Raw genomic sequence first — 19,335 nt, 5'->3', positions numbered from 1 at the left:
GCGCGCTCCTACTGTTCTTGTTTTGGCTGCGGTGTGACCGCGTCGTTGCGGCCGCGCCATGGGGCCGGCGCCGCAGGCCGCAGGCTCGTGTAGGGCGCAATCGTCGACCGATAGCCGACAGACGCGACCTTGGCCGCGGGATCGGCAGGGTCCGCACTGGCGACGGGTATCGTTGCCGGCATGCAGCCGGACAACGCCAATGCGGCCAAGACCAGCGCCAAGGCCAGCAGCGGCCAATCGTGTCGAAAGTGTCGTCCACGCGCAGCGAGTGCTGCCGCGGACTTCGCCCCGGAAAGCGTAAGCATGATTCATCCCTGATCTGTCGTAAGACCACAGGCGCGCGCGCGGATGCGCTCGACCTGATGCCGTCGCGTCAGATCAGGCGATGGGAGGACGGTAGTGCAGGGGCGGCGCTGCGCTGTGCAGGATCGCCACGATCTCGGGTGCACAGGCGGAGACAGGCAGAAGCGGCTTGGCCACGCTGGGCAGATCGGCCGGCAGCGCGCTCACGCACATCATCGCGCAGCAGGGCCCGACTGTTCCCTTGCCGCCATGATGATGCGAGGCTGGCGCGTCCTGTTCGGCGGTCTGGTGATGCGTATGTGATCCGGCGTGGTGATGCGAGGTGCCGTCATGGGCGTGGCTGGCCGCCATCTGATGATGCGCCGGCACGAGGTCAGCCAGCACGGCCTCATCCAGGCAGGGCGCCGGGCCATTGCTCCAGGCGAGGCCTGCTGCCGGCGCGACCACGCAGAACAGATAGGCCAAGGCAACGAAGCGCCCCAGCTTGATCCGCATCGATCGTGTCAATCGCAGCAACATATTGCGTCGTTAAGTTCCCCGCGCGGCGGTGTTGCACACGCTGATTGCAAATTAATGACAAAACGCGCCTTCGCCAAGCTCCTTCTTACCGCAGTGCACCGCGCATGCCCAATATCGCGCCACGATGCTTGACCATAAAGCGTCCAGCGAACATGGTCCCGACCGTGCTTGCGCCAAATCACCCAGGACAGAGACCGGCCTCCTTCACGCCTGATTCCCGTCAGGCCTGGGTGCGGCTCGCGATTGCGCTTGTGATGGGCTCGATCGGCGCCGTCGGCATGTGGGCGGTCGTGGTCGTGATTCCCGTGGTGCAGGCGGAATTCGGTGCCACACGCGGCGCGGTGTCGCTGGCCTTCACGCTCATGATGTTCGGTTTCGGGCTGGGCGGCGTGATCGCCGGCAAGATCACCGACCGGTTCGGCATCGTGCCCGCGATGGCAATCAGCATCGCCTTCCTCGGCGTCGCCAATGTGCTCGCGGGCTTATCAACTCAGCTCTGGCAGTTCGTGGCGGCGTATTTCCTGATCGGCCTTGGCACCTCCGCGACCTTCGCGCCGCTGATGGCGGAAGCCTCGCATTGGTTCGAGCGCTATCGGGGGCTAGCCGTGACCATCGTCGCCAGTGGCAATTATGTCGCCGGCACGATGTGGCCGCCGATCGTGAGCTGGGGCACACAGACCGCCGGCTGGCGCTATACCCATATCGGCATCGGCATCGTCTGCGCGAGCACGATGGCACTTCTCGTCCTCGTCCTCCGCGCGCAGATGGGCGACGATCATATCCGCGATCACGCCAATGCACCGCCGCCCCAAGTCGATCTGAAGCTGTCGACCAACACACTGACGGTGCTGCTCTCGATTGCCAGCATCTCCTGCTGCGTCGCCATGGCGATGCCGCAGGTGCATATCGTCGCCTATTGCGGCGATCTCGGCTATGGCGTCGCGCGCGGCGCCGAGATGCTGTCGCTGATGATGGGCTGCGGCATCGTCAGCCGGATCGGCTCGGGCTATCTCGCCGACAAGATCGGCGGTATCCGCACGCTGCTGGTGGGATCGCTGGCGCAAGGCTTTGCGCTGGTGTTCTATTTGTTTTTCGACAGCCTCACCTCGCTTTATCTCATCTCCGCGATGTTCGGCCTGTTCCAGGGTGGTATCGTGCCGAGCTATGCCATCATCGTGCGCGAGGCGATGCCGGCGAGCGAAGCCGCGACGCGCGTCGGCATCGTGATCTTTGCGTCCGTGTTTGGCATGTCCTTCGGCGGCTGGGTGTCCGGCGTCATCTTCGATGCCACCGGCTCGTATGCCGCGGCGTTTGCGAACGGCGTGGCGTGGAACGCGCTGAACATCGGCATCGTCGTGTTGCTGCTGATCCGCTCGCGGATGAACGCGACAAAGGCTGGCCCGGGCTTTGCGACTTAGGCCTCCTGTCCAGCTTTCAGCAGCGAGCCTCCGGTGATCTTGTAGCCGCTGTCGGCTATCGCTTGCGCTTTGCGCCCGGCTTCGCGGGTTTGGCGGCGGCGCGCGTCCTGGCCTTGGTGCGGGGCTGCACCCGCAGCCCGTCCACGAACACATCGAGCATGCGCAGCACCGAGGACTGCCAGCCGGGCTGGTCGTGCATGTAGCACATGCCGATCAGGGCCCTGAGCAGGTCCTCCGGGCTGACATCGCCGCGCATCTGACCGGCTGCGACGGCGCGGTCGAGCAATGAGCCGATCGCCTTGGTCAGCCGCTCCATCGAGAAGGCGGCGAGCTCCGACGAGCTCTGATAGGTCAGCGCTAGCGCGGCCGACATGCCTTTCTTCGTGGCAACGAATTCGACGGCTGAGCGCAGCCACCGTCGCAGCGCGTCGACCGGATCGTTGGCGCTTCGCAGATGCTCGGCGAGCTCGCTGAGCTGCTCGACCTCGCGGCGGTAGACCGCCTCGAACAAATCCTCGCGTGTCGGGAAATGCCGGTAGAGCGTGCCGATGCCGACGCCGGCACGCTTTGCCACAGCTTCGAGGCTCGCCTCCGGGCCGCCCGCGCTGAACACGGCTTTCGCGGCTTCGAGCACGCGCTCGCGATTGCGCACGGCATCGGCGCGGGGCTTCCGGGTCTGGTCGGTCTGGTCGTCCATGCCGGCAGTGTAGATCACGAATTGGTTAGATTGAACCCTGGCTAGCTGCATCGCCTTGTTTGCGCACGGGCTTTGACGAATTCCAATATTTTCGCGACGGCCCTTGTTAAGCGGAGGGTGCCTCCGTATCTTCCCTCGAGTGTTGGCCCGGCTCCCGCCTGGCCGATGTGTATCGGCCGCGGCCACGGCGGTGGCACGCTGCGCGATGACTCATGACCAAATCTGATCGGAGCCTTGTATGAACCACTCCATCAGCCTCACCGTGAACGGTGTGCGGCGCGACTTCGACCTCGACGACCCGCGCGTCACGCTGCTCGATCTTCTGCGTGAGCGCCTCCATCTGACCGGAACCAAGAAGGGATGCGACCGCGGCCAGTGCGGCGCCTGCACCATTCTCGTCGACGGCAAGCGCATCAATTCCTGCCTCGCGCTCGCCATCAGTCATGATGGCGCCGACATTCTCACCATTGAAGGCGTTGCGCGCGGCGACCAGCTTCATCCCGTGCAGGCCGCCTTCATCGCCCACGACGGCTTCCAGTGCGGCTTCTGCACGCCCGGCCAGATCATGAGCGCCATCGGCATGATGAGTGAAGCGCAGGCCGGCAACGATCCCGAGCGCATCCGCGAATGCATGAGCGGCAATCTGTGCCGCTGCGGCGCCTATGCCGGCATCGTCGATGCCGTGCTTGACGCACAAGCACGCATGGACGAATCCAATCAGAGGCGCTCCGCATGAAGCCGTTCGATTATGTCAGGCCCGGCACGGTTGCCGAGGCCATTGCCGCCGCGGCCCAGCCGGGCGCCGTCTATCTCGCCGCCGGCACCAATCTGCTCGATCTGATGAAGGGCGGCGTCAGCCGTCCGAATCGTCTCGTCGACGTCACGCATCTTGATGGACTCGATCGGATCGAACGTCTCGCCGACGGGTCGTTGCGCGTCGGCGCGCTCGTCAGCAACGCCGATCTCGCGCATGATTCCGAATTCGCGAGATCGTATCCCGCGGTCGCCGAAGCGCTCCTCTCCGGTGCATCCGCGCAGTTGCGCAACGCAGCCACGGTCGGCGGCAATCTCTTGCAACGGACGCGCTGCACGTATTTCTATGACACGGCGAGCCGTTGCAACAAGCGCGAGGCCGGCCGCGGCTGCGACGCCCGCGACGGCGAGAACCGCAGTCACGCCGTGCTCGGCTGGAGCGAGAGCTGCATTGCCACGCATCCGTCCGATTTCTGCGTCCCGCTGGTCGCACTCGACGCCGTTGTCGAGATCGAGGGCAGGACCGGCCGGCGCGAGATCGCGCTCGACGAACTGCACCGCCTGCCCGGCAACACCCCGGAGCGCGATACGGCGCTCGAACCCGGCGACCTCATCATTGCGCTGCGCCTGCCGCCTGCGGCGCGCAGCTTTGCCGCGCATGCGCGCTATCTCAAGGTTCGTGAGCGTACGTCTTATGCCTTTGCCGTGGTATCGGCTGCGGCCGCGTTGCGGATCGAGAACGGCAAGATCGCCGAGGCGCGGCTTGCGCTTGGCGGCGTCGCGGCAAAGCCCTGGCGTGCCCGCGCCGCGGAGGACGTTCTCAGGAGTGTCGCGCCCACGGCCGACGCCTTCCGGGACGCCGCCTGGCGCGCGCTCGCTGATGCAAAGCCGTCCGGTGACAATGCTTACAAGATCGAGCTCGCGCGCCGTATTCTCGTGCGCGCGTTGACCCTGGCCGCGGCGGGCACGCCCGCGCGCCTGCCGGCGCTGCCGGCCTCTCCCTTTGCTTCGACTTCCGGAGCCGTCCATGCCTGAGCTCAATCTCACGAGTGCGCCCGCCCATCTGCGCCACGGCTCGAATATCGGCCAACCGCTGACGCGCCGTGACGGCGTCCTCAAGGTCACGGGGCGAGCGACCTATGCCGCCGACAATCATCCGCCCGGTATGCTGTTTGCGGTGATGGCCGTGGCCAGTATCGCGCGGGGTCACGTGATCTCGCTCGACGTCGCCGCCGCCAAGCGCCATCCCGGCGTCGTGGACGTCATGACCCCCGACCACAAGCCAGCGCTCGCGATCGACCCGGACATCAAGACCAACCCGTTCGTGTTTCGGATGGAGGTGTTGCAGAGCAATGAGGTCCGCTACGCCAACCAGCCGATCGCCGTCGTGATCGCGGAGACGCTGGAGGCCGCAACGGAAGGCGCGGCGCTGCTGGCGCCGCGATACGAGACGCTGCCCCCGCTTGTCGGCCTCGACGCCGGCGAAAGCTTCGTGCCGCCGGTGGTCGGCGTCGGCAACCCCGCGGCGCATCACCACGGCGATGTCGAGGCGGGCCTTGCCTCTGCCGAGAAGCAGATCGACGCGGTTTACGAGACGAGGCCGCAATATCACAACGCGATGGAGCCGCACGCGATCGTGGCGCATTGGGACGGCGATACACTCTCCATTGACACGCCGAGCCAGGCCATGGTGATGGCCCGCGCGCGCGTCGCCGAGCTGTTCGGCCTCGCGCCCGAGAAGATTCACATCCGCAGCCCCTTTCTCGGTGGCGGCTTCGGGTCGAAGGGATTCTTGACCGGTCCGCAGATCCTCGGCTTGATGGCGGCGAAGCTGGTCGGCAGGCCGGTCAAGCTCGTGCTGCGCCGTGAGCAAATGTATGGCCCGGTCGGTCACCGTGCGCCGACGCGCCAGCGGCTGCGCATCGGCGCGAACGGCGAGGGGCGCCTGACCGCGCTCGATCATCACGCCAGAACCGTATCGAGCACGTTCGATGATTTTTACGAGCCCGCGGCCGATGCCTCGCACACGCTCTATGCGGCGCCTGCAATCCGCACCACACATGACGCGGTCCGCGTCAACACCGGCACGCCGTTGTTCATGCGCGCGCCTGGCGAGGCGACGGGATCGATCGCGCTCGAAAGTGCGATCGACGAGATGGCCTGGGCCTGCAGCATGGATCCGCTCGCTTTCCGCCTGAGGAACTATGCCGAGGTCGAGCCGATCACCGGAAAACCGTTCTCGTCCAAGGCGCTGCGCGCCTGCTACGAGCAGGGCGCGGCGCGGTTTGGCTGGGCGAAGCGTCCGCTGCCGCCACGGCAGATGCGCGACGGTGCCGGCCTGCTGGTCGGCTGGGGCATGGGCACCGCGACCTTCCCGGCGCTGATGTTCCAGGCCGAAGCGCGCGCGGTGATCCGCCGTGATGGCTCCGGCGCCATGGAGATCGGCGCGCATGACATGGGGCAGGGCGCCTGGACCGCGCTGGCCCAGATCGCGGCCGACGAACTCGGGCTCGACATCGACCGCGTGGAATTCAAGGCCGGTAGCTCGGACCTGCCCGACGCGGGCATCGCTGGTGGCTCGGCGCACACGGCGACCGCGGGTGCGGCGATCCATAGCGCCGGGGCGGCCGTGATTGCAAAGCTCGCCGATCTCGCCACCAATGACGAGCGCTCGCCGCTGTTCGGCGCCGGCAATGCCGGCGTAGTTGCGCGCGACGGAAAGCTGTTTCGACGCGACGACGAAAGCCGTGGCGAGAGCTATGCCGAGATCCTGGCCCGCGCTGGCATCTCCGAGGTCGAGGCGCGCGGCACCGGCGCGCCGAACCCTGCGGCGCTGGAGGAATTCGCCATGCATGCCCACGGCGCGGTGTTCGCTGAGGTGAAGGTCGATCCCGAGCTGGGTCAGGTCCGGGTCACCCGCATGGTTGGCGCCTTCGCGGCGGGACGCATCGTCAATCCGCGGATGGTGCAGAGCCAGCTGTTCGGCGGCATGATCTGGGGTCTGTCCTTCGCGCTGCACGAGGAGGCCATCACCGACCGCCGTACCGGCCGCATCATGAACGCCAATCTCGGCGAGTACCACATCCCCGTGAATGCCGACGTGCCGCCGCTCGACGTGATCACGGTCGAGGAGCATGACCCCCACGTCAATGCGCTGGGCATCAAGGGTGTCGGCGAGATCGGCATCACCGGCAGCGCCGGCGCGGTCGCCAACGCGGTCTGGCATGCGACCGGCGTGCGTGTCCGCCGCTTCCCGATCCGGATCGAGGAGTTGCTGACGCAGCGTTGAGGCTTCTTCTTGACCTCTCCCGCTTGCGGGAGAGGTCGGCGCGAAGCGCCGGGTGAGGGCTTTCTCCGCAGAGAGAATCTTTCGGCGGAGACACCCTCTCACCAACCCTCTCCCGCAAACGGGAGAGGGGGCGAACCGCCCGTATCAGAACGTCGGTGGCGTGCAGGCCGAGATCACTTCGCACGGCTTGCCGCCGACGCAGCGGAAGCGATGCGGGCGGCGGCTCTCGAAATAATAGGCATCGCCCGGGTTGAGGATGCGCCGCTCGTCCTCCACGGTGACTTCGAGCTTTCCGGAGATCACGATGCCGCCTTCCTCGCCGTCATGGACGAGGTGGACGCGCCCGGTGTCGCTGCCGGGCTCGTAGCGCTCCTTCAGGATCTGGAGGCTGCGGCCGAACAGATTGTCGCCGACTTGCCGGTAGGAGATCGGCTTCTTGCCGACCTCGGTCAGTTCCTCCGCGCGGTAGAAGATCTTGCGCCTCGACTCCGGCTCCAGCGCGAAGAACTCGGCGAGCCCCATCGGGATGCCGTCAAGGATGCGCTTGAGCGCGCCGACCGAGGGGTTCATCTGGTTGGATTCGATCAGCGAGATCGTCGAATTGGTGACGCCGGCACGTTTTGCCAGCTCACGCTGCGACAGCTTGTTGCGCGCCCGGATGAATCGCAGCCGTCCACCGATGTCGACGCTCATGCCTTCGTCCTTGCCTTGGTCCGTGTTGCAAGTGTTGCGGATCGCGCAAATATGGACCGGCAGCTCCAATTAAATCAATGGCTTGCAGCTGATCAGAAAAGGACTTGTTGCGCTTTGCAAGCCGTGGCTCTGCTGGCAGGTCAGCAAAGGAGCGCGGCCGTGACCCTTCATCAGATTCCGAACACTATCAAGACCGACTCGTTCTGGATGCCGTTCACGGCCAACCGTCAGTTCAAGAAGGCGCCCCGCCTGTTCTCCTCGGCCGAGGGCATGCACTACACCACCGTCGATGGCCGCAAGGTGATCGATGGCTCCGCCGGCCTGTGGTGCGTCAATGCTGGCCATGGCCGCAAGCAGATTGCGGCTGCGGTCGAGCGCCAGCTCATGACGCTGGACTTCGCGCCGTCGTTCCAGATGGGCCATCCGCTGGCGTTCGATTTCGCCGAGCGTCTCGCCGAGATCGCGCCGAAGGGCCTCGATCGGGTCTTCTTCACCAACTCCGGCTCCGAGTCGGTCGACACCGCGCTGAAGATCGCGCTGGCCTATCACCGCGCCAACGGTCAGGCGAGCCGCACCCGCCTGATCGGCCGCGAGCGCGGCTATCACGGCGTCGGCTTCGGCGGCACCTCGGTTGGCGGCATGGTCGCCAATCGCCGCGCCTTCGCCACCCTGCTGCCGGGCGTCGACCATATCCGTCACACCCACGATCTCACCCGCAACGCCTTCGCCAAGGATCAGCCTGAGCACGGCGCCGAGCTTGCCGACGATCTCGAGCGCCTTGTCGGCCTGCACGGTGGCGAGACGATCGCCGCCGTCATCGTCGAGCCGGTGCCGGGTTCGACTGCGGTGCTGCCGCCGCCGAAGGGCTATCTCCAGCGCCTGCGCGAGATTTGCGACAAGCACGGCATTCTCCTGATCTTCGACGAGGTCATCACCGGCTTCGGCCGGCTGGGCACGCCGTTTGCCGCCAACTTCTTCGGCGTCACGCCGGACCTGATGACGACGGCCAAGGGCATCACCAACGGCACCATTCCCTGCGGCGCGGTGTTCGCGAGCCGCAAGGTACATGACGGCCTGATGGTCGGCCCCGAGAACCAGATGGAGCTGTTCCACGGCTACACTTATTCCGCGCATCCGACCGCCTGCGCCGCCGGCATCGCGACGCTCGACATCTACAAGGATGAAGGCCTGCTCACGCGCGGCGCGTCGATCGCCGAATATTGGCGCGATGCGCTGCATTCGCTGAAGGGGCTGCCGAACGTCGTCGACATCCGCAATTGCGGCCTGATGGGCGCGGTCGAGCTCGCGCCGCGCGACGGCGTCATCGGCGCGCGCGGCTATGACGTGATGGTCGACTGCTTCAACACCGGGCTTTACCTGCGCATGAGCGGCGACAGCTTCGCGATGTCGCCGCCGCTCATCGTCGAGAAGAGCCACATCGACCAGATGGTCTCGATCCTCGGCGATGCCATCAAGAAGGTGGCCTGATAATTGCTCCCGCGGTTCACGGAGTTTCTTCTTGCAGCGGCGCGCGTGATGCCGCGGGAGTTTGACGAAGCGTGAAAGTCTTGATCCTCGGCAGCGGTGTCATCGGTGTCACCTCTGCCTATTATCTTGCGCGTGCTGGTCATGAGGTGACGGTCGTCGACCGCCAGCCGGAGCCGGCGCTGGAGACCTCTTTCGCCAATGCCGGCGAGGTGTCGCCCGGCTATTCCTCGCCCTGGGCCGGCCCAGGCGTGCCGGTGAAGGCCGTCAAGTGGTTGTTGATGAAGCACGGCCCGCTGGTGATCCGGCCGAAGCTTGATCCTGTCATGTGGGTCTGGCTGCTCAAGCTGCTGCGCAACTGCACCAGCGCGCGCTATGCGGTCAACAAGAGCCGGATGATCCCGATCGCGGAATACAGCCGCGATTCCTTGCGCGATCTGCGCCGCGACATCGGTATTCAGTATGACGAACGCTCGCAGGGAACGCTGCAGCTGTTCCGCTATCAGGCGCAGCTCGATGGCACGGCTGAGGACATCGCCGTGCTCAAGCAGTACGGCGTGCCTTTCGAGTTGCTGAGCCGCGAGGGCTGCATCGCGGTCGAGCCGGCGCTCGGCGGCGTGAAGGAGAAGTTCGTCGGCGGGCTTCGCTTGCCCCAGGATGAGACCGGCGACTGCCACATGTTCACGCAGGCGCTGGCCAAGCATGCCGAGGCGCTCGGCGTTCGCTTCATGTTCAACACGAGCATCGATCGCATCGTCACCGACGGCGCGCGGGTCAGCAGTGTCGCGACCAGTGCCGGCCTGTTGCAGGCAGACGCTTACGTCCTCGCGCTCGGAAGCTGGTCGTCGCGGCTCCTGGCTCCGCTCGGCATTTCGCTCCCGGTCTATCCGGTGAAGGGCTATTCGATCACGGTGCCGATCAAGGACGCCTCCGGCGCGCCGGAATCCACCGTGATGGACGAGAGCTACAAGGTCGCGATCACCCGCCTCGGCAATCGCATCCGCGTCGGCGGCACCGCCGAAATCTCCGGCTATTCGAGCAAGCTCTACGATGCACGCCGCGCCACGCTCGATCATTCGCTGACCGACCTGTTTCCACGCGGCGGCGATCTCGCCAAGGCGACCTTCTGGAGCGGCCTGCGCCCGATGACGCCGGACGGCCCGCCCGTGATCGGCCCAACGCAATACGCCAACCTCCACCTCAACACCGGCCACGGCACGCTCGGCTGGACCATGGCCTGCGGCTCGGGGCGCGTGCTCGCCGACATGCTGTCGGGCCGGAAGCCGGACATCGACGTCAGCGCGCTGACGGTGGACCGGTACGCGCATCGGTTTGGGTGAAGCTCCATCCGCTCGTCATTGCGAGCGCAGCGAAGCAATCCAGTATCTTTCCGTGGCGACACTCTGGATTACTTCGTCGCAAGGGCTCCTCGCAATGACGATGTGGAGGCGGCGCGGCTCATTTCTCTCAACGCCGAGTGCGGCGAGAGAGGCGAAACACGGGGCTTACCCCGCCCCCGTCACGCAATTCACCCACAGCACCACGGCCTTGGCATCCTGCGCAGGATTGGAAAACCGGTGCGGCCGGCGGCTCGCGAAGCGAAAGCTGTCGCCGGTCTTCAGCGACCACGTCTCGCTGTCTACCGTCAGCATCATCTCACCTTCGAGCACGAGCCCGGCCTCCTCGCCATCATGGGTGTAGAGTTCGTCGCCCGTCGAGCCGCCGGGCTCCAGATGCACCAGGAACAGATTGAGCTTGTTGTCGGCACTCGCCGGACTCAGCAATTGCTTTGAGACGCCGCAGCGCCAGAGCTTCAGCTCGGGCCGCTGAAGCCCGCGCGTCACCACCTGGTCCGATCCGCCGTCGGCGCTCGGGCTCGCGCCGAACAGTGCGGCGATGCCGACGCCGAACACGTCTGCGAGCGTCGCCAGCACGCGCAGCGAGGGTGACGACATGCCGCGCTCGATCTGGCTGAGGAAGCCGATCGAAAGTGAGGTGCGCGCCGCGACCGTTTCCAACGAAAACTGCCTGACGTGCCGGAGATCCCTGATGCGGCGGCCAACCGCGACGTCCATCGCGGGCTCGGCCGGTTTCATGGCAGCCTTGGTGCTGGCTTTGGCCGTTAGCTTCTTCGCCGCCCTCGCGGCCGGTTTGCGCATTCTTTTGCCACCGCTCACGTCAGACCGCTTCCTTCATGTGCATGAAAACCGCTTGCGCGAGCCGCGAAAGTGTGACCAAATTTTCATATCGGTGAAAATAGGCCGAAACGGCGTAGCCCGCAACGTCTCCTGCAACGTGTGATGGCGACATTCGCGAGCGCCGCCATCGGCTAGGCCCAAAGGGGGATGCGATGAAGCGTTTTGGTCTGGCCGCGATCGCGGCATTGGCAATTGCAGCCGCAGCTCCGGCCTCGGCCCAGCAGGTGCTGAAAGTCGGCTCGACGCCGACAGGCATTCCCTTCACCTTCCTCGACACCAAGACCAATACCATTCAAGGCATCATGGTCGATCTCGTCACCGAGATCGGCAAGGATGCCGGTTTCAACGTGCAGATCGAGCCGATGCAGTTCTCGGCGCTGATTCCGTCGCTGACCTCGAGCAAGATCGACATTATCGCCGCTGCGATGTTCATCACGCCCCCGCGCAAGGAGGTCGTCGACTTCTCCGACCCGATCTACACTTACGGCGAGGGCCTCGTCGTGCCGAAGAGCGACACCAAGGCCTATGCGTCTCAGGAAGATCTGAAGGGTGAGACCGTGGGCGCCCAGGTCGGCACCGCCTTCGTTGACGCGCTGAAGAAGTCCGGCCTGTTCGCCGAGGTCAAAGCCTACGACACCATTCCCGACATCCTGCGCGACGTGAACACGGGCCGCCTCAAGGCCGGCTATGCCGACTATCCGATCCTCGCCTACAATCTGAAACAGGGCGGCTTCCCCGAGGTGCGCCTGGTCGACGGCTACAAGCCCGTCACGGTCGGCTCGGTCGGCATTGGCGTGCGCAAGGGCGAGACCGCGCTGCTCGGCAAGATCAACGCCTCGCTCGCGAAGCTCAAGGCCAACGGAACCATTGCCAAGATCCTGGATAAATGGGGTCTGAAGGCGCAAGGTTGATCGATGAAGGCTGGCCGATGAAAGGCTTCTGGCGCGACGCCGTCGAGTTCTTCCCGATCCTGTTGAACGGCGTCGCGCTGACGATCATCGTCACGGTCGGCTCCCTGCTGCTCTCGACGGTGCTCGGCCTCGTCTGGGCGATGATGCGGGTCTCGGGTATCAAGGTGCTGTCGATGCTCAGCGCCAGCCTGATCAATGTGATCCGCGGCATCCCGATCATCGTGCTGTTGTTCTATCTTTACTTCGTGATGCCGGATCTCGGCGTCACGTTGTCGGCCTTGCAGGCCGCAATCCTCGGGCTCGGCATCGCCTATTCGGCCTATCAGGCCGAGAATTTCCGCGCCGGCATCGAGGCGATTGACAAGGGGCAGATCGAAGCGGCGCAGTCGATCGGCATGGGCTGGTGGCTGACGATGCGCCGCGTTGTGCTGCCGCAGGCGGTCCGCATCGTGCTGCCTCCCTACGGCAACGTCATGATCATGATGCTGAAGGATTCCTCGCAGGCCTCCACCATCACCGTCGCCGAGCTTGCCCTGCAAGGCAAGCTGATCGCCTCGTCGACGTTCAAGAACACCAGCGTGTTCACCCTTGTTGCGCTGATGTATCTCACCATGAGCATTCCCTTGATCCTGCTGGTCCGTCACTTCGAGAAGCGGGCCGGCAAGCGATGATCGAACTGAATGACGTCCACAAGAGCTTTGGCAAAGTCGAGGTGCTCAAGGGCATCACGGCCTCCGTTCAGAAGGGCGAGGTGGTCTGCATCATCGGGCCATCAGGCTCCGGCAAGTCGACCATTTTGCGCTGTATCAACGGCCTCGAAAGCTACGACCGCGGCGAGATCAGCGTCGAGGGATTGAAGGTCGACCGCGACGCGCCGTCGATCGTGAACATCCGTACCCGGGTCTCGATGGTGTTTCAGCGCTTCAACCTGTTTCCACACCGCACGGCGCTGGAGAACGTGATCGAGGGGCCGCTGTATGTGAAGAAGGAGCCGCGTGCGCAAGCGTTGGAACGCGGCCGCGCGCTGCTCGCCCAGGTCGGGCTCGCCGAGAAGGCCGATGCGCATCCGCCGCAACTCTCGGGCGGCCAGCAGCAGCGCGTCGCGATCGCGCGGGCGCTGGCGATGCAGCCCAAGGCGATCCTGTTCGACGAGCCGACCTCGGCCCTCGACCCTGAACTGGTCGGCGACGTCCTCGGCGTGATGCGCAAGCTCGCCGACGACGGCATGACCATGGTCGTCGTCACCCACGAGATGGGCTTTGCCCGCGACGTCGCCGACCGCGTGCTGTTCATCGACGGCGGCGTCATCGTCGAGCAGGGGCCGGCCAAGGCGCTGCTCAACCAACCCCAGCATCCGCGCACGCAGGATTTTTTGCGCCGTGTGCTGCATCCGCTCTGATCGGTGTTCGCCATGAACGCGCGCCTGCCTCTGCCGCCCTCTGTCTATGCCGACACCGCCATCGCGCCCGTCGCCACGCCGCCGCTCGATGTCGACAACACCGCCTCCGTCGCGATCGTCGGCGGCGGCTATACCGGCCTGTCCACGGCGTTGCATCTGGCCGAGCAGGGTGTCGAGGCATTGGTGCTGGAGGCGCAGGAGCCCGGCTGGGGCGCGTCCGGCAACAATGGCGGCCACACCAATCCCGGATTGAAGCACGATCCCGATCAGATCGAGGCCGATTTCGGCGCAGATCTCGGCCGCCGCATGATCGACTTCTCCTACGGCACCACGAACTTCACCCACGAATTGATCCGCCGTTACCAGATTCCCTGCGAGGCGCGGCAGAACGGCACGCTGCGCGCCGCCTATAACGAGGCCAGCGCCGCCGCGATCGAGAACACCGCGCAGCAATGCATCCGCCGCGGCATGCCGGTGTCATTCCTGAATCGCGAGCAGTTGCGCGTGATGACCGGCACCGATCGCTATATCGGGGCGATGCTGGACACGCGTGGCGGCGATCTGCATCCTCTCAGCTATGCTCGCGGCCTCGCGCGCGCGGCGATCTCGGCCGGCGCGAGGGTTTTTGGTGAGACGCCGGCGCTGTCGCTGCGCCGCGACGGCACGCGCTGGCGCATCGCGACGCCGCGCGTGATCGTGCATGCCGAAAAAGTCCTGCTCGCCACCAACGGCTTCACCGACGATCTCTGGCCGGCACTTCGACGCACCATCGTGCCGGTGTTTTCCTCGATCGCCGCTACTGCGCCGCTCTCGGACGCTGTCGCGCGCTCGATCATGCCGACACGTCCCGTGCTCTACGAGAGCGGCTATATCACGGTCTATTACCGCATCGATCAGCAGAACCGCCTGTTGATGGGCGGCCGCGGCCCGATGCGTTGGATAAAGTCGCCGAACGACGTCGCCTACCTCATGCGCTACGCCGAGCGGCTATGGCCGCAGCTCAAGGGCGTCGCCTGGACGCATGGCTGGAACAGCCGGCTCGCGATCACCGGCGATCATTATCCGCATGTGCATGAGCCCGCGGAGAACATCCTGATCTCGCTCGGCTGCAACGGCCGCGGCGTTGCGCTCTCCACCGCGATGGGCGCACAGCTCGCGCGCAGGCTGATCGGCGGGCCAAAGGTGGAGATCGACATGCCCATCACGGGCATCAAGCCGATCCCGATGCACGCGTTCTGGCCGCTCGGCGTGACGAGCGCCGTCATCGCGGGCCGCATGAGAGATCGGTTAGGCATATAGATCGGTTAGGGATTTGGAGAAGGCGCCGCCGAGGCAGCGCCTTGCTCGATCCGATGTTCAGCAGCGGCCCTGTTTCCACAGGCCGGGCGGGCAGCCCATGCCGCGCCAGCCGACCTTGCGCCCGTGGTACCATCCCGGCGGCGTGCCATGGTGATGATGGCCCATCGCGTGACCATGGCCATGACCGTGCCCGTGTCCATGACCATGTCCATGACCGCCCTTGGCCAGGGCAGGGCCGGCAAATGTGAGGCCGGCTGCAACGATCAGCGACGCGGCGAGCGCAAGTTTCTTCATCATGTCCTCCACTGGGGCGAGCGCATTTGTCCGTTCAATGAACGAACGGTGGGCAGGTAAGTTCCCTGCCAATGTGGAGAAGTCGTGACGCTCGCGCAGATGCGCAATCGCGCACCAGTTCGATCCGCGTTAGCACATTGCATCCGTGCGCTCAGCCTTCCACCACCGCTTCGGCCCACGGTTGGAAAATCTCGACCGCGCCCGAATTGGTCTCGCCCTCGCGCATCACCACGCTCGGGCAGGCGAACTTCATCGGTAGCGCCTGCACCTGGGTCTCCTGATAGTCGAATCGCGCCGCCAGCGTCTTGCGCGCGTCCGCCGGCAGGCGGGCATCACCGATAACGACCGGGCCTTCGCTGGCGTCGATGCGCGGCTGGTGGATGGCGGCATCGAGGTCCATACCAAAATCCATCGCAAAGGAGACGAGTTGCATCACCGCCGGCAGGATGCGGCGGCCGCCGGAGGCGCCGACCGCGAGGCGCTTGCCATCCGGGGTCTCGGCGATGACGGGCGTGTAGTTGGTGAGACAACGCTTGCCAGGTGCGAGCGAGTTGGTGGTGCCAGGTGTCGGATCGAACCACATGATGCCGTTGTTCATGGGGATGCCGGTGTGCGGCGTGACATATTTCGAGCCGAAGGTGGACAGCAGCGTCTGCGTCACCGCGGCCATGTTGCCGTGGCGGTCGACCACGGAGAAGTGGGTGGTGCAGGCCGGCGCCAGGTATTCCGCGCCGAGCGAGCGCTTGCCATCGGCATCGCCCATGTCGCCCAGCCGCTGGCGATAGGCCGATTGCAGCGCCAGCGCATATTCGGCGTAGGCGGCCGCGTCCGGTGTGCCGCCCGGCTTCAGATTCTGCTGCAACAGGCGTAGCGCATGCGCCATCGTCGGTCCGGCAGTGAGCTCCGGCGTCGCAAACACCTTGCCGCCGCGATAGGGGATCGCCAGCGGCTCGCGCAGGTGGCTGCGGAACGCGGCGAGATCCTCCGTCGATAGCGAGCCGCCGTCGGCCTTGATGTCGGATGCAATGCTTCTTGCGAGGTCACCCTCGTAAAAATCGCGGGGGCCAGCGGCTGCGAGATGGGCCAGCGTCGCCTTCAGCTTGTCCTGCGGCAGCCGCGTCTCGGCCTTGATGCCCCAGGGCGCATTCGGCGGCAGGCCGTCCCTCAGGAAGATGTCCGCGCTGGCGGGATAGCGCCGGAGCTCAGCGGCGGAGCTCGCGATCATGAGCGTCGTCCACCAGTCGACCAGCAGACCTTCGCCGGCGATCGTCGCAGCGGGCGCGACCAGATCCTTCCACGGCATCCTGGCGTGGCGGCGATGCGCTTCCTCCATGCCGGCGACGACGCCGGGCACCGCGATCGAGCCAGGGAACAGGTCGGAGGCCGCGCCTTCGCCCGTAATCGGATAGTCGGCGACGCGCAGGCTCTGCGGTGCGCACATGCCGTAGTCGATCACTTCGTAGCGATTGTCCTTGGCGCGGTAGAGCACCATCGCGCCGCCGCCGCCCATGCCGCTCATCCAGGGCTCCAGCACGTTCAGCGCGAAGGTGGTAGCGACGACGGCGTCGACACAGTCGCCGCCTGCCGCTAGCACCTCTGCGCCGACCTCGGCCGCCCGCCGCGATTGCGCGGCGACGATGCCGCCCTTGGCTCTGACTGCGGGTTTGCGGATGTGCTGGGCGCGGCTGAACTGGTGAGGCATGATGTCGTCTTTGTCTTCGGTTGTCTTGGCTGGCTAGGCGCGCGGACAATGGCACACTGCCGCCAACGAGAACATCCAAAGCGAGGAGCGACATGGCTGGTGTGAGGCAGACGCGGGATGGTGCGGGGTGGCGACCGCCTACCAAGCCCTCATGCCCGGGCTTGGCCCGGGCATCCAGGTCTCCCGCAAGCGGCCCAAGAACGTCGATGGCCGGGACGAGCCCGGCCATGAAAGACACAGCGAATAAGGACGACGCGGCGACCGCTCAGAGCGAGCGGTTCAACCGGCTGGCCTGATACTTGGCACGCCATTTCGGGCCCGGCCCGCGCATGTAGTGAAGCTCGGGGCGGTACGGGTCGCCGGCGACCCGGATCAGGGTCTGCCATTTCATGGCGACGAAGTTCAGGGGCTGGCGAAGGAGGCTCAGTGAAGGGAGCAACATCGGCATCACCTCAATGCGGCTTGCCGAGCATGGCGGTGAAGGGAAGATCGAAAATCTCCTCGCCGTCGTCATCGCTGACGTGGATCACCCAGTCGCGCCAGTCCTCGTTGCTCGGCGTCAGAATCATCGATCGCATGATCTGGGCGGCGCGGTCGCGGGCCTCGGTGAGATTGGAGACGGCGGCGCCGTAGCGATCGATCAGGGTGCCCTCGGTATTGGAGCAGTGAAAGTAGACCTGGACCATCTACGCCTCCTGTAGGGAGCGATTGGGATGGCAAATTGATACCACCCGAGGCATTCGCGAAACATTCGGGTCGAACCCGGTAAGGGAATTTACGGAGATTGGTCGCCTGCAAGGTCGTTACAGGTTTAATCACAGGCGGGTGATGATCAGCTGGACCGCGCTTGGGCGGCATGGAACAACCTCCGACGAAAGTCGAGGGGCGACATGGGTCCTTCCGAAGGCAGCGTCGGTAATGCCATCCGCTTCGGAACGGCACCATGTTCATTGCCGATTACAAGAAGCATAGCGTCGTCCCGGCCTGGAGGCTTGCATCTGGCCGCCGCGGGGACCAAGACTCTGCGGCACATCAAAGAGCATGCGCCCCACGGAGTGTTCGAGTGAAAGCCGTCCATACTGAGCTGCACCGCAGCCATGATCCGCAATTCTTCCTGGTTCGCGGGCTCGTCAAGCGCACCACCGAGCAGCCCGAGCGCGTCGATCGCCTGCTCAAGGGATTGAGGGACGGCAAGCATCAGCTGGTCGAGCCGACGAAATTCGGGCAAGGGCCCCGCGCGCGCATCCACAGTCCGGAATATCTGTCGTTCCTGAGCGAAGCCTGGGAGGCCTGGACGGCGCTCGGCGATTCCGGCCCGGAGATGATCGGCAATATCCATCCGGTGCGCCACGCGGCGACTTATCCCACCCATATCGTCGGCAAGCTCGGCTGGCACACCGCCGACACGGCGGCGCCAATCGGGCCGGGCACGTGGGCGGCCGCCTGTGCCGCGACCGACGTCGCGGTCACCGCGGCGCAGATGGTGATGGACGGCGAGGATGCGACCTATGCGCTCTGCCGCCCACCGGGCCATCACGCCTATCGCGACATGGCGGGCGGTTTCTGCTTCCTCAACAACAGTGCGATCGCGGCGGCGCATCTGCGGCAGAAGCACGAGCGTGTCGTCATCCTCGACGTCGACGTCCATCATGGCAACGGCACGCAGGGCATCTTCTACGCGCGGCCTGACGTCTACACGATCTCGATCCATGCCGATCCGGTTGCGTATTATCCGTTCGTGTGGGGCTATGCCCATGAGCACGGCGAGGGTCCGGGTCTCGGCACCAACCTCAACATTCCCCTCGCCATCGGCACCGGCGATGACGGCTACATGCAGGCGCTGGACGTTGCGCGCAAGGCGATCGAATCGTTTGCGCCGAGCGCGCTCGTCGTCGCGCTTGGTCTCGATGCCTCCGAACACGACCCGCTGAAGGGATTGGCCGTCACCACACCAGGCTTCCGCCGCATCGGCCAGGCCATCGCGAAGATGGGCCTGCCGACCGTGTTCGTGCAGGAGGGTGGCTATCTCTCGGATATTTTGGGCGCGAACCTCACCTCAGTGCTGGCAGGATTCGAAGAGGCGCGGTGAGCTTGAAAGCATCTCGCTCGCCGCGAGCACCTAGCAGACGTGCTGCATCTCGGCTTCGTCCGCGACCATGTCGAGCATGATCGTGGTCAATCCCGTCGCCGTACAATCCTTCGATCTTGCGCCGAGCTCCTCATAGCTGCCGACGAGAGAGCGCCGCAGCTTCAATAGCGCTGCAGTTCGTCCGCGGTCAGATCGGGATAACATCCGACAACGCCATTCCCTTCTGATCTGATTGAGCTATTCTTCCCAAGGATTAGGGAACGCGTCCAGTCTGAGGTGAAGTCGG

At 65.3% G+C, this 19,335-nt stretch carries 20 protein-coding genes and 1 pseudogene; 11 read left to right on the top strand and 10 right to left on the bottom strand.

The annotated features are described in order from the left end of the window. Nucleotides 1–8 precede the first annotated feature (8 nt). On the bottom strand, nucleotides 9–305 hold the full coding sequence (locus IVA92_RS09840; protein ID WP_247280841.1) for a hypothetical protein: 297 nt from the start codon (nucleotides 303–305) through the stop codon (nucleotides 9–11). 73 nt (nucleotides 306–378) lie between these two features. Beyond that, the gene (locus IVA92_RS09835) at nucleotides 379–798 is read right to left on the bottom strand and encodes a hypothetical protein (protein ID WP_247280840.1); all 420 of its coding nucleotides are present in this window, start codon (nucleotides 796–798) and stop codon (nucleotides 379–381) included. Between the two features lie 176 nt (nucleotides 799–974). On the opposite strand from IVA92_RS09835, the gene IVA92_RS09830 reads away from it, so the two are divergent. Beyond that, the gene (locus IVA92_RS09830) at nucleotides 975–2,240 is read left to right on the top strand and encodes an MFS transporter (RefSeq protein ID WP_247280839.1); all 1,266 of its coding nucleotides are present in this window, start codon (nucleotides 975–977) and stop codon (nucleotides 2,238–2,240) included. 55 nt (nucleotides 2,241–2,295) lie between these two features. Here IVA92_RS09830 and IVA92_RS09825 read toward each other — a convergent pair whose 3' ends face one another. Further along, nucleotides 2,296–2,937, bottom strand: coding sequence for a TetR/AcrR family transcriptional regulator (locus IVA92_RS09825; RefSeq protein WP_247280861.1), 642 nt, complete (start codon nucleotides 2,935–2,937; stop codon nucleotides 2,296–2,298). Nucleotides 2,938–3,175: 238 nt separating this feature from the next. Here IVA92_RS09825 and IVA92_RS09820 point away from each other — a divergent pair, with 238 nt between their 5' ends. The 3 genes from IVA92_RS09820 to IVA92_RS09810 are packed head-to-tail and all read left to right on the top strand — an operon-like array spanning nucleotide 3,176 to nucleotide 6,979. Beyond that, nucleotides 3,176–3,673 (top strand): 2Fe-2S iron-sulfur cluster-binding protein, encoded by a 498-nt coding sequence (locus IVA92_RS09820; RefSeq protein WP_247280838.1) that lies wholly within the window; start codon nucleotides 3,176–3,178, stop codon nucleotides 3,671–3,673. Then, nucleotides 3,670–4,725, top strand: coding sequence for a xanthine dehydrogenase family protein subunit M (locus IVA92_RS09815; RefSeq protein WP_247280837.1), 1,056 nt, complete (start codon nucleotides 3,670–3,672; stop codon nucleotides 4,723–4,725). Before IVA92_RS09820 ends, IVA92_RS09815 begins: the two co-directional genes overlap by 4 nt. Then, nucleotides 4,718–6,979 carry a xanthine dehydrogenase family protein molybdopterin-binding subunit gene (locus IVA92_RS09810; RefSeq protein WP_247280836.1) on the top strand — a complete coding sequence of 754 codons (2,262 nt, stop codon included), beginning with the start codon at nucleotides 4,718–4,720 and terminating at the stop codon, nucleotides 6,977–6,979. The genes IVA92_RS09815 and IVA92_RS09810 overlap by 8 nt, the downstream gene beginning before the upstream one ends. A 144-nt stretch (nucleotides 6,980–7,123) precedes the next feature. On the opposite strand, the gene IVA92_RS09805 is transcribed toward IVA92_RS09810, so the two are convergent. Further along, nucleotides 7,124–7,672 (bottom strand): cupin domain-containing protein, encoded by a 549-nt coding sequence (locus tag IVA92_RS09805; RefSeq protein ID WP_247280835.1) that lies wholly within the window; start codon nucleotides 7,670–7,672, stop codon nucleotides 7,124–7,126. A 159-nt stretch (nucleotides 7,673–7,831) separates the two neighbouring features. On the opposite strand from IVA92_RS09805, the gene IVA92_RS09800 reads away from it, so the two are divergent. Both IVA92_RS09800 and IVA92_RS09795 read left to right on the top strand, forming a co-directional pair. After that, nucleotides 7,832–9,160 (top strand): aspartate aminotransferase family protein, encoded by a 1,329-nt coding sequence (locus IVA92_RS09800; RefSeq protein WP_247280834.1) that lies wholly within the window; start codon nucleotides 7,832–7,834, stop codon nucleotides 9,158–9,160. Nucleotides 9,161–9,231: 71 nt separating this feature from the next. Beyond that, a complete protein-coding gene (locus IVA92_RS09795; protein WP_247280833.1) occupies nucleotides 9,232–10,497 on the top strand; it encodes a D-amino acid dehydrogenase in 1,266 nt (421 codons plus the stop codon). Nucleotides 10,498–10,662: 165 nt separating this feature from the next. On the opposite strand, the gene IVA92_RS09790 is transcribed toward IVA92_RS09795, so the two are convergent. Continuing rightward, nucleotides 10,663–11,316, bottom strand: a complete 654-nt coding sequence (locus IVA92_RS09790; protein WP_247280832.1) for a cupin domain-containing protein — start codon at nucleotides 11,314–11,316, stop codon at nucleotides 10,663–10,665. A 191-nt stretch (nucleotides 11,317–11,507) separates the two neighbouring features. Between IVA92_RS09790 and IVA92_RS09785 the strand changes: the two genes are divergently transcribed. The 4 genes from IVA92_RS09785 to IVA92_RS09770 are packed head-to-tail and all read left to right on the top strand — an operon-like array spanning nucleotide 11,508 to nucleotide 14,964. Continuing rightward, a complete protein-coding gene (locus IVA92_RS09785; protein WP_247280831.1) occupies nucleotides 11,508–12,266 on the top strand; it encodes an ABC transporter substrate-binding protein in 759 nt (252 codons plus the stop codon). A gap of 17 nt (nucleotides 12,267–12,283) precedes the next feature. Next, nucleotides 12,284–12,937 (top strand): amino acid ABC transporter permease, encoded by a 654-nt coding sequence (locus IVA92_RS09780; RefSeq protein ID WP_247280830.1) that lies wholly within the window; start codon nucleotides 12,284–12,286, stop codon nucleotides 12,935–12,937. After that, entirely contained in the window at nucleotides 12,934–13,665 is a 732-nt protein-coding gene (locus tag IVA92_RS09775) for an amino acid ABC transporter ATP-binding protein (protein ID WP_247280829.1), read from the top strand. The genes IVA92_RS09780 and IVA92_RS09775 overlap by 4 nt, the downstream gene beginning before the upstream one ends. Nucleotides 13,666–13,677: 12 nt before the next feature. Then, nucleotides 13,678–14,964 (top strand): FAD-binding oxidoreductase, encoded by a 1,287-nt coding sequence (locus IVA92_RS09770; RefSeq protein WP_247280828.1) that lies wholly within the window; start codon nucleotides 13,678–13,680, stop codon nucleotides 14,962–14,964. A gap of 57 nt (nucleotides 14,965–15,021) precedes the next feature. Here the strand turns inward: IVA92_RS09770 and IVA92_RS09765 are convergent, their stop codons facing one another. From IVA92_RS09765 to IVA92_RS09750, 4 genes are all read right to left on the bottom strand, one after another. Further along, on the bottom strand, nucleotides 15,022–15,261 hold the full coding sequence (locus IVA92_RS09765; RefSeq protein ID WP_247280827.1) for a hypothetical protein: 240 nt from the start codon (nucleotides 15,259–15,261) through the stop codon (nucleotides 15,022–15,024). A gap of 148 nt (nucleotides 15,262–15,409) precedes the next feature. Further along, a complete protein-coding gene (locus tag IVA92_RS09760) occupies nucleotides 15,410–16,960 on the bottom strand; it encodes a gamma-glutamyltransferase (RefSeq protein ID WP_247534210.1) in 1,551 nt (516 codons plus the stop codon). Between the two features lie 265 nt (nucleotides 16,961–17,225). Beyond that, nucleotides 17,226–17,402, bottom strand: coding sequence for a hypothetical protein (locus IVA92_RS09755; RefSeq protein WP_247280825.1), 177 nt, complete (start codon nucleotides 17,400–17,402; stop codon nucleotides 17,226–17,228). Nucleotides 17,403–17,412: 10 nt separating this feature from the next. Beyond that, nucleotides 17,413–17,646, bottom strand: a complete 234-nt coding sequence (locus IVA92_RS09750; protein ID WP_091884042.1) for a hypothetical protein — start codon at nucleotides 17,644–17,646, stop codon at nucleotides 17,413–17,415. A 377-nt stretch (nucleotides 17,647–18,023) separates the two neighbouring features. Here IVA92_RS09750 and IVA92_RS09745 point away from each other — a divergent pair, with 377 nt between their 5' ends. Then, complete coding sequence (locus IVA92_RS09745) at nucleotides 18,024–19,049, top strand: histone deacetylase family protein (RefSeq protein WP_247280824.1); 1,026 nt, start codon at nucleotides 18,024–18,026, stop codon at nucleotides 19,047–19,049. A gap of 30 nt (nucleotides 19,050–19,079) precedes the next feature. Here the strand turns inward: IVA92_RS09745 and IVA92_RS09740 are convergent. After that, a pseudogene (locus tag IVA92_RS09740) lies at nucleotides 19,080–19,196 on the bottom strand (LLM class flavin-dependent oxidoreductase); the annotation flags it as partial. Between the last annotated feature and the right edge of the window lie 139 nt (nucleotides 19,197–19,335).

Origin of the sequence: Bradyrhizobium sp. 154, from assembly GCF_023073875.1 — a bacterium.
GTDB lineage: Bacteria > Pseudomonadota > Alphaproteobacteria > Rhizobiales > Xanthobacteraceae > Bradyrhizobium.
The sequence above is the reverse complement of the archived record's forward strand: the minus strand, read 5'-3'. Positions and strand labels throughout refer to the sequence as shown.